Annotated in this window: 6 protein-coding genes; all 6 read left to right on the top strand. The window is 37.9% G+C overall.

The features are described from left to right. The first annotated feature begins 213 nt into the window (after positions 1 to 213). Positions 214 to 2,436 carry a SpaH/EbpB family LPXTG-anchored major pilin gene (locus tag K8P03_RS01945; RefSeq protein WP_223417932.1) on the top strand — a complete coding sequence of 741 codons (2,223 nt, stop codon included), beginning with the start codon at positions 214 to 216 and terminating at the stop codon, positions 2,434 to 2,436. Between the two features lie 1,964 nt (positions 2,437 to 4,400). Continuing rightward, the gene (locus K8P03_RS01940; RefSeq protein ID WP_223417931.1) at positions 4,401 to 4,685 is read left to right on the top strand and encodes a GIY-YIG nuclease family protein; all 285 of its coding nucleotides are present in this window, start codon (positions 4,401 to 4,403) and stop codon (positions 4,683 to 4,685) included. Positions 4,686 to 5,433: 748 nt separating this feature from the next. Further along, on the top strand, positions 5,434 to 7,242 hold the full coding sequence (locus K8P03_RS01935; protein WP_223417928.1) for an MSCRAMM family protein: 1,809 nt from the start codon (positions 5,434 to 5,436) through the stop codon (positions 7,240 to 7,242). Positions 7,243 to 7,369: 127 nt separating this feature from the next. Further along, entirely contained in the window at positions 7,370 to 8,344 is a 975-nt protein-coding gene (locus K8P03_RS01930; protein WP_223417926.1) for a class C sortase, read from the top strand. Continuing rightward, the gene (locus tag K8P03_RS01925; RefSeq protein WP_223417924.1) at positions 8,337 to 9,206 is read left to right on the top strand and encodes a class C sortase; all 870 of its coding nucleotides are present in this window, start codon (positions 8,337 to 8,339) and stop codon (positions 9,204 to 9,206) included. Before K8P03_RS01930 ends, K8P03_RS01925 begins: the two co-directional genes overlap by 8 nt. Further along, positions 9,181 to 10,068 carry a class C sortase gene (locus tag K8P03_RS01920; protein ID WP_223417922.1) on the top strand — a complete coding sequence of 296 codons (888 nt, stop codon included), beginning with the start codon at positions 9,181 to 9,183 and terminating at the stop codon, positions 10,066 to 10,068. Before K8P03_RS01925 ends, K8P03_RS01920 begins: the two co-directional genes overlap by 26 nt. Positions 10,069 to 10,128: the final 60 nt, after the last annotated feature.

The raw sequence follows: 10,128 nt of genomic DNA, 5'->3' as shown, positions 1-10,128 counted from the left end.
TAGGCAAGAGCCTAAGGCAAAGCTAAAAGGGCAAGTCCCTTAGACATAGAAAAAGAACTATTTATAGGCCGTCCCGCTGGTATATCACAAAAGGACGCCCCCTATAAGCAGCTGGCCCACCAGCACGAAAGGCAAGTCGCTAGCCTTTCTGAGAAAAATATCCTGTCGGATATTTTCACAGCGACACTGACAAAAAATATAAAGGAGAATATTATGAAAAAGAAAATTTTGTCATTATTGACCGCATTCGCAATGGTCTTCGGAATCCTCGTAGCACCATTTACGACTGCTAGTGCAACTGACGGTACTACAAACCTAACCATCCACAAAATTGAACTTGATGATTTTGATGGTGTAACAGCAAAAGACCACGATGGTAAAGAATTAACTCAAGAAAAATTAGAAGAATACTTCAATGGCAAAAATCCAAAAGGTTTACCAGGAGTTAAATTTACTTATTACAAAGTTAATACAGCACAACTTGCTAAGATTGAAGAATCAAATCCTCAAACACCTGCCCAAGTACAAGCAATAATTGATGCAAATGAAACTTTATTTACAGAAAACAAAATCAAAGTTAAAGGTGTAGAGACTGAAGCTACAGATAAAGATGGTAAAGTAACACTTTCAAACTTTGCTGACGGAACATACTACTTCGTAGAATCAGAAGTTCCTGCAAATCACACTGGAGCACTTGCAGTTCCATTCAAGATTACATTACCAATCTATGACAAAACTACAGCTGCAAAACTAAGTGATGTTCATATTTATCCAAAAAACAAATTGACAGAAAAAACAACTGATAAGAAATTAGATAAAGATGCAAATACAGCAAACAAAGAATCACACAAAGTTACAGTTACACAAAATGGAGAAAATGAAGTTTATACACTAGACAAAGGTGCCAAAGTACCTTACGTTGTTACAACACCAATTCCAGCAGGATCAAAAGAAGTTATGCTAGCTTGGTCAGATAGAATGAGCGAAGGTTTAACTTACAACGGCGATGTAGCAATTACTGCAACATACGGAGATAAGAAAGAAGATTTAGGTCTAGCAAAAGGAGATTATACAGTAGAACCTTCTGATAATGGTTTTGTTTTGAAACTTACTGATGCAGGTATCAAAAAGGTATTAGAAAAAACACTAAACAAAGGTGACGGCGTTAAACTTATTGATGGCAAAACAGTATATAACAAAATAGCTGACGAAGCAGCACAAAAAGTTGAATTTACATTAAAATATTCTGCAACTCTTAACGGTTTAACAGGTCCAGTAGACCCAGAAACAAACACTGTTTCATTCCACTATGGAAACAAACCAGGTTATACTCCACAACCAGGAGATAAAAACCCAATTCCAGAAAAGAACAAAACACAAATAGAAGTTAATAAATCATTTGTAGGTGGAGACGGCACAGGCACTGAAACATGGCCAGCAAACCTAACAATTACTTTAAATCTAGAAAAATGGGATCAAGCAACAAATACATGGAAAGCTGAAACAGGTGCAGGAAGCACACTTGAGCTTACATCATCAAAAACTAGTGGTAAATTTGAAAATCTTGACAAAGACGCAAAATATAGAGTAGTAGAAAAAGAAGTTACAGGTTGGGTAGCTAATTACTCACATGATGCTCAAGGTAAGCTTATAATCAAGAATAAGAAAAACCCTAACCCAAATCCAATCACACCTCCAGAAGTAACAGTTACATCAGGTGGATACAGATTTGTAAAAACTGATGATAACAACACAAATATTGCACGTCTAGTTGGTGGTAAGTTCTTAATAATGAAGAAAGATAACAAGTACCTATACTACAAAACTGCTGAACAATTAACTGCTGAACAAACAGCACTTAAAAAAGCAGAAGGCGAACTACAAACATTAGTAGATGAATATAATGCTCTATCAGCAGAAAATCAAAAAGGTCAAACTGGAACAGAAAAGAAAACAGCTATTGATGAAAAAGCAACAGAAATAGCAGGACTTAAAAAGAAAGCATCTATCCAATATGAATGGAAAGATGGATTCGGAACAAAAGATAATCTAAGTGCTAACCTAGTAGTTCTAACACCAAATAGCCAAGGTTTTATGGAAATAACTGGACTTGATTTTGGTTCATATAAACTACACGAGATTGTTGCACCAGCAGGATACGGTCTTCCAGCAGATGGTAACAAATTTGACTTCACTGTAGATGCTAAATCTTATTCTGACCTTAAAATCATGAAGACAGGAAGCAAAGAAGAAGATACAACAGCAACAATTGATTCAACAACAACAGATACTACAAAAGCTAAAAGATTAGTAAACAAGAAAGTAACAATCCCACAAACAGGTGGTATCGGATCTCTAATCTTTATCGTAGCAGGTCTTGCAATCATGGCAGGTGCATTCGTAGCCTACAAAAAATCTCAAGCTGTTGAAGCTTAATAGATTTTAGAATTAAAAATAAACCCAATCGCCAGTACGTGGATTGAGTTATACAAGAAAAGAGGAGAAAAAATCTCCTCTTTTTCTATACCAAATTGACAGGTAGCTTATTATACACAAGAAACTTTTAAACATTTTATAAATACTATAGATTGCCCCAACCGATTGATAATGATAACTACTAGCAAAATTGCACTATTAATGACATAATATTTGCGTTTTGAGTTGCTAAATTAATTTGATAATGATATTAGGATAAAAAAGTAGGTAACGGATCACCAATCTTCATCGTAACAGGTGTCCTCCTCGAGCCGGACGGGCTAGACTTCCCAAAGGCGACGGGTCTTCCCCCCCGACCCGACGAACTGACTGCACATGGCAGGCGCATGTCTCAACTAGCCGACGGGCTTACCTCCGGTCGAAACGGGTGGTGGGTTTCTAGGCATGTTGACAGAGTATATAAAGCAATACCACCTCGACAGAGCGGAGCGACGAGAGGTCTCTATTATTATCTTTGGAATGGGATTTTGTGGATGCATCGGGATGTCTTATTGGGATCTTATTTTATGTAGATAATAACGATGTATTTACGGAACCCATGATGTAGGGAACGATAGAGGTCTCTCGTCTCCACGAGCCGACGGGCTTACCTCCGGTCGAGACGGGTGATTGTTTTCTAGGCATGTTGACAGAGTATATAAAGCAATACCACCTCGACAGAGGAAAGCGACGAGAGGTCTCTATTATATTTGGCTTGGGTGCATTTGGAAGCATCGGGATATTATGATGATCTTATTTTATATAGATAATAACGATGCATTTACGGAAACCATAATGTAGGGAACGATAGAGGTCCCTTACTCTTTCTAGTCGTTCGAGACGGGTGGTGTTGTATTTAGATGTTGACGATGGATTTACAGAACGATTTTCATACGGAACAATGGGGGTCTCTCACATTCGTTCGAGACGGGTTGTGGGTTTCTAAGCATGTTGACAGAGTATATAAAGCAATACCACCTCGACAGAGCAAAGCGACGAGAGGTCTCTATTATTATCTTTGGAATGGGATTTTGTGGATGCATCGGGATATTTTATGATGATCTTATTTTATGTAGATAATAACGATGTATTTACGGAACACATGATGTAGGGAACGATAGAGGTCTCTCGTCTCCACGAGCCGACGGGCTTACCTCCGGTCGAGACGGGTGGTGGGTTTCTAAGCATGTTGACAGAGTATATAAAGCATCCCACCTCGACAGAGCGGAGCGACGAGAGGTCTCTATTATTATCTTTGGAATGGGATTTTGTGGATGCATCGGGATATCTTATTAGGATCTTATTTTATGTAGATAATAACGGTGCATTTACGGACCCCATGATGTAGTGAACGATAGAGGTCTCTCACTCCTTCCAGTCGTTCGAGACGGGTGGTGGTGTTTGAGTTTTTCTTGGGTTTTCATATATTAATTATTACTTGTAGGAATTGTATAAAAAAGAATTTAGGGGACTTTTGAAAGTCTATGTCTTACAAACACAAGAGAGAGAAAAAATCCTCCCACCTCGACAGAGCGGAGCGACGAGAGGTCTCTATTAATATCTTTGGAATGGGATTTTGTGGGTGCATCGGGATATCTTATTGGGATCTTATTTTATATAGATAATAACGGTGCATTTACGGACCCCATGATGTAGGGAACGATAGAGGTCTCTCGTCTCCACGAGCCGACGGGCTTACCTCCGGTCGAGACGGGTGGTGGGTTTCTAAGCATGTTGACAGAGTATATAAAGCATCCCACCTCGACAGAGCGGAGCGACGAGAGGTCTCTATTATTATCTTTGGAATGAGATTTTGTGGATGCATCGGGATGAATTTATTTAATTGCTAGTATCATTACTTATTATTAAAATATTTCAATTATTAGGAGAAATCTTATATAATAAAATAAATACAGGAGGGGTTTATGTATTATGTCTATATACTTATGAATAAAAGTAATGAAAGATTTTATGTTGGCCATGCTTATGATTTAAAAAAAAGAGTGTGGGAGCATAAGAACCACGTTGACCCAGAAGCTCATACTGCTAAATATAATATTACAAAGCTTGTTTACTTTGAATGTGGAGATGATTTTTACGAATCAAGGGCCAGGGAGAAGCAGATAAAAAAATATAGTCGAAAAAAGAAGTATGCTTTGGTAGAGAAGGATAATCCTTATTTTAGAGAATTGTATTATGATTTGTTTTAGTTGGGGCGTTTTATAGAGGTGATAACGGTGGATTTACGGAACCTATGATGTAGGGAACGGAAGAGGTCTCTCACTCCTTCCAGTCGTTCGAGATGGGTGGTGTTGTATTTAGATGTTGACGATGGATTTACAGAACGATTTTCATATGGAACGATGGGGGTCTCTCACATTCGTTCGAGACGGGTGTTATTTTATAGAGGTGGTAACGGTGCATTTACGGACCCCATGATGTAGTGAACGATAGAGGTCTCTCACTCCTTCCAGTCGTTCGAGACGGGTTGTGGGTTTCTAGGCATCTTGACAGAGTATATAAAGCAATCCCACCTCGACAGAGCGGAGCAACGAGAGGTCTCTATTATTATCTTTGGAATGAGATTTTGTGTGATTAACTTAAAAGGTATGGTTATAAAAATATGAGAATCTTTTCTTTACAGAATTTTTAAAATAAATTTTAATTTGTAGTAATAGTAAAATTGGTTTTTATATTTATTTTCAATAATTGAATTCTATTTTCTATTACTATTAATACTTGGGATTATTTTTGTTTTTTGTCCAAAAAACTTGACTTATCTCTTATTTTTCATAGTATTTTCAAAGCTTTTGTGATATAATAGTTATAACTAGAAGAAATTTATTATATTTATTTTTGAAGTCAAATATATCATAAAAAACTATAATAAAATGCAAGTTTTGTGTGTTTTTCCTTGGCTTTTGATTTTGCCTTGGTTTTTGGATTCTTGGAGGAATTATGAAAAATATACTTAAGACTAAGTACATATCTTTTCTATTAGCTTTGGTCATGGTTGTGGGGATTTTCCTTCCTTGTGGCGGTGCTTTGGCTGATGGTGGGAAGTATAGCATTGATATTGGGATCAAAATCAATGAAAAGGACAAGCTAATAAAAGAAGTTAAAGAAGGCGGTACTATCAAGTCTTCTGGCAGACAAGTTAAGGTTTATAAGCTTAAGGCTGATAAGGGCATGACCGATAAGGAAATGTTTGACTTGGCGCAAAGCCTTCACAAATCAGGCGAGAAGGAAGTTTCTATTAAGGAAGCTGAGGATAAGCTTAAGGAGAAAAAGCTTTTTGATAAAGACGGAGTCTTATCAGAAAAGAGTAAGCTCGTTTATGATGGCAAGTTTGTTGAAGAGATTAAACTTAATAAGGGCGATGATCCTGAACTTACTAAATTGACTGAAGAAAATATTGCAATTAAGGACCTTGAGGAGGGTTATTACCTTATCAAGGAGACTGATGAGTCTAAGAAGATTGCCAATGAGAAACTCAATACTTTCGTGGTTCATCTATCTAAAAAAACTACAAATAATAAGAAAGTTCGAAGAATAGAAGCTAAGGTCACTGAAAAAGTTCCTAGTGATAGGATTGTCCTAATTAAGGAAGATGTGGATAATTCAAATATTAAGCTCAACCAAGTAGAATTTGAGCTTTACAGAAAAGATAAAGACGGCGATAAGGTTGTTACTGTTGATGGTAGTACGGGTTCTTATATTTATAAAGATAAAGGAAAGACAAGTTCTCTTATTACTAACGATGATGGAAAGATTGTCGTTGAGAATGTGCCAGAAGGTAAATATTACTTTAAGGAAAAAACTCCACACCCAGGATACGATAAAGCTAATATAGGTAATAAATCTGAAGATGTTAGTCCTGGTGGAACTGTTACAGTAAAAAATAAGATTACTCCAATACTTAGAAAAATAGATGCAGCTGATAAGAATAAATATCTAAAAGATGCTGTTTTCAAATTGTATAAAAAAGATGGAACTCTCATTAAATTCAAGAAGACTGGTATTTATTATGAAGAAGATACCAATGGTAAGGAAGAAATTGTAACTGATAGTAATGGTGCGATTTATATTTCTGATTTAAAAGATGGAGAGTATTATCTAGAGGAAACAAAGGCTCCTGAAAAGTATATTTTATCTGTTAATAAGATAGAATTTAAAGTTAAGGATGCTAGGGCAGTTGATGAAAAAGGAAATACTAAGGTTTTAATTGTTGAGAATAAACCAGAAAAACCAACCCCAAAGACTCCAACAGGTGGGTTTAACTTTGTTAAGATAGATTCTACCAAGGATGAAAATAGGCTTGGTGGTGCTAAGTTTATTTTGATGAAGAAGGTTGGATCTAATTTTGAAAAATATCTTGTAAATGGCAAGGAAGTGAAGCTTACTTCTAAGGATAATGGGGAGTTTGCGATTGATGGGCTTCCTTATGGCGAATATGCCCTTAAGGAAGTTGAAGCTCCAAAAAATCACACTATTGTAAATGACCTTACTCCATTTACTGTGGATGCGGCTAGTAGTTCGCTTCCTGCAAAGAAGATTGTAAATGAACCTTATGTTCCAAAGACTATTGTTAGTAAGACTAACACTATTACAACCAAATACACACCTAATGAAATTACTAGGATTGTGAAGACTCCTCTTGTTAAGACTGGCGATATTAGAATCGTGGTTATGGCTATAGTTGGTTTGATTCTCCTCATGATGGGTATCAAACTTGTTAATAGCACAGAGAGGGTGCAAAGAATATAAAATATGAAGGATCCTTCATTTGAAGGGTCCTTATTTTACATATTAGAATTTAGTTGAGATTTTTAATTTTCAAGTAAAATATTATAGAAGCACGGGGCTTTTGCCCCTTTTTACATAAAGGATTTATATGGCGAAGAAAAAAGCTAAAGGAAAAGCTAAGGGAAAAAAAGTTAATAAAAAGAAATCACGCTGGGTCTTTAGGCTGATTTTCTTGCTTGGATTTTTGGTGATGATTTATCCTTTGATTTCAAGACTCTATTACAGGATTGAATCAAATGAGCAGGTTGAGACCTTCTCGACTGGGGCCAAAAAGCTTGATACCAAGGAAATCGACAGGAGAATTAACCTGGCAAAGGCCTTCAATGATTCACTTTCTGGAAAGATTGCTTCAGACCCATATACTAGGAAACAACAAGAGGAGGGCCGCAAGGAATACGCCCGTATGCTTGAAGTTGAGGAGATGATTGGGACTGTTGATATACCAAAGATTAACCAAAAGCTTCCGATATATGCAGGTACAAGTGAGGATATTTTGCAAAAGGGTGTTGGCCATTTGGAGGGTACTTCCCTTCCAATCGGTGGCAATTCAAGCCATACGGTTTTGACTGCCCACTCAGGTCTGCCTGAGGCGACACTTTTTACCCACTTAAACCAATTGGAAATCGGGGATAAGTTTTATATTGAAAATATCGAGGGCATTATTGCCTACCAGGTTGACCAGATTAAGGTAATTGAGCCTTCAAATTTTGAGGACTTGATGATTAGTCCGGGCCACGATTATGCGACTCTTTTGACCTGTACACCAATTATGATCAATACCCACAGGCTTATTGTAAGGGGCCACAGGGTACCATATGTGCCAGCGGTTGATGAGGAATTAATCAGGGAAAGCAGGAATAACTGGATCTTCAGGACCCTATTCTTTGCGGCCCTTGGCTTAATTATTCTATTAATTATCCTGATTTTGAAATTAAGAAGGGATAATAAGGAGTATTTCAAGAAGATTAGCGAATTTACCAAGGGCGGATTTATGAAGCCTAGGACAAATACCCAAGGTGATTTGTTTGATAACCTAGTGGGTGAGGATGACGATTATGTCTAGAAAGACAAGGTCTAGACTAATCTTCATGGCGATTTTCACCCTGGGACTTTTGATATTTTCCTATCCCTTGATAAGTCAGAAGTATTATGAAATCAAGGCGGAAGACGAAGTTATTACCTTCACAAAGGCCGCCAAAGAACTTGCGCCAGAGGACCTCGACAAGAGGATGGCGCTGGCTGCAGCTTATAACCGTACTCTTGATCCATCAAGGCTAGCCGACCCTTATACCGATATGGAAAAGGCAGGTCGTGCTGAATATGCCAGGATGCTTGAAGTTGAGGAAATGCTTGGCCATATTAGGATTCCTAAGATTCAGGTTGATATTCCAATAAGGGCGGGCTCTAGTGAGGATGTCTTGCAGAAGGGTGCCGGCCACTTGGAGGGTACATCTCTTCCTATCGGTGGAGATTCGACCCATACAGTTATCACAGCCCACAGGGGCCTACCTAATGCCAAGCTTTTTAGAAATCTTGACCAACTTGCCTATGGCGACATATTTTATATTACAAATATTAAGGAAACTATTGCCTATAAGGTTGATAAAATCCAGGTTGTAGAGCCTTCTGATTTTGAGCCAGTCCTTGTAGTTGAGCGTAAGGATTATGCGACCCTACTAACCTGTACACCTTACATGATCAACTCCCACAGGCTTTTGGTCCGTGGGGTGAGGATTCCTTACCAGGAAGCAATCGACGATGGTGTTGCAAACACTCCAAGGGCAAGGTTTGACTTTTTCAGGATGGTTTTGGTACTCATACCGATTATAATTATCCTTTTGTTGACCCTTTTTAGGGAAAAGAAGAGGACCGACAATCTAAGCAAGGAGCTGAGAGAAATTGAAGAAAGAAATCAAATTAACTAAAAAATCCTTTTTGGGATATATATTAATATTGCTAGGCCTAGTGCTTTTGACCAGCCCTTTGGTTTTGAGATCTTACCACGATTTGAGGGCCAAAGCTGAGAAAAAATCCTTCGAGAAAATCGAAGCTGCAAAGCCGGCAGAAGAGATTGAAGAAGAAAATAAAAACGCAGCAGCCTACAATGAAATGATTAAGGATACTGACATTTCCGTGGAAGACCCATTCACAACTGAGGATTACGAAAATAAGTACGAGATGTTTAGGACAACCAACACACCTTTTGCCTATCTTTCTATACCAAAGCTGGATAAATATTTGCCTTTATACCTAGATGCGACTCTTGAACACATATCAAAGGGAGTTGCCCAGGTAGCAGGAACTGCTATTCCTGTTGGTGGCAAGGGTACAAGGTCAGCCATAGCCGGCCACAGAGGCTGGTGGGGCGATACCATGTTTTTATATGTGGATGAACTTGAAAGTGGCGACTATATTTATATAGAAAGAGCCAATGAAACCATGCGTTATGTGGTAAGCGATAAGGAAATTATCGGGCCATATGATTGGGCAAAGCTTGCTCCAAGGGGAGATCTTGATATGATTACCCTTCTCACCTGTAGTCCATTTTTGCCACCAAGACCCGATAGGCTTTTGGTAAATGCGATTAGGGACGAATCTGGCCCTGCAGAAGAATTTAAACTTCCTTCTGGAGAATTTGTGGCAAGTGCCAATGACGCAAAAGAAGGCAATGGTCTTGTAAAAATTACAAAGACAGCAACCCTAATAGGTGGCATTGTCGGCGTCCTTGCTATAATCTATACAGCAATGAGATTTGGGAAAAGATTGAAAGCTGGATTTGAAAAATAATATTTAAAAGCTCTTAGACTTTATTTTATAAAAAAAATATAGGCTATGGGCTTTTTTAAT

Source organism: Anaerococcus murdochii (assembly GCF_019957155.1).
GTDB lineage: Bacteria > Bacillota > Clostridia > Tissierellales > Peptoniphilaceae > Anaerococcus > Anaerococcus murdochii.
Note: the sequence above shows the minus strand (reverse complement) of the source record. Positions and strands in the feature narration are given on the sequence as shown.

Coding starts and splice junctions, on each gene's coding strand:
- K8P03_RS01945 (WP_223417932.1), top strand. CDS start 214: ATGAAAAAGAAAATTTTGTCATTATTGACCGCATTCGCAATGGTCTTC.
- K8P03_RS01940 (WP_223417931.1), top strand. CDS start 4,401: ATGTATTATGTCTATATACTTATGAATAAAAGTAATGAAAGATTTTAT.
- K8P03_RS01935 (WP_223417928.1), top strand. CDS start 5,434: ATGAAAAATATACTTAAGACTAAGTACATATCTTTTCTATTAGCTTTG.
- K8P03_RS01930 (WP_223417926.1), top strand. CDS start 7,370: ATGGCGAAGAAAAAAGCTAAAGGAAAAGCTAAGGGAAAAAAAGTTAAT.
- K8P03_RS01925 (WP_223417924.1), top strand. CDS start 8,337: ATGTCTAGAAAGACAAGGTCTAGACTAATCTTCATGGCGATTTTCACC.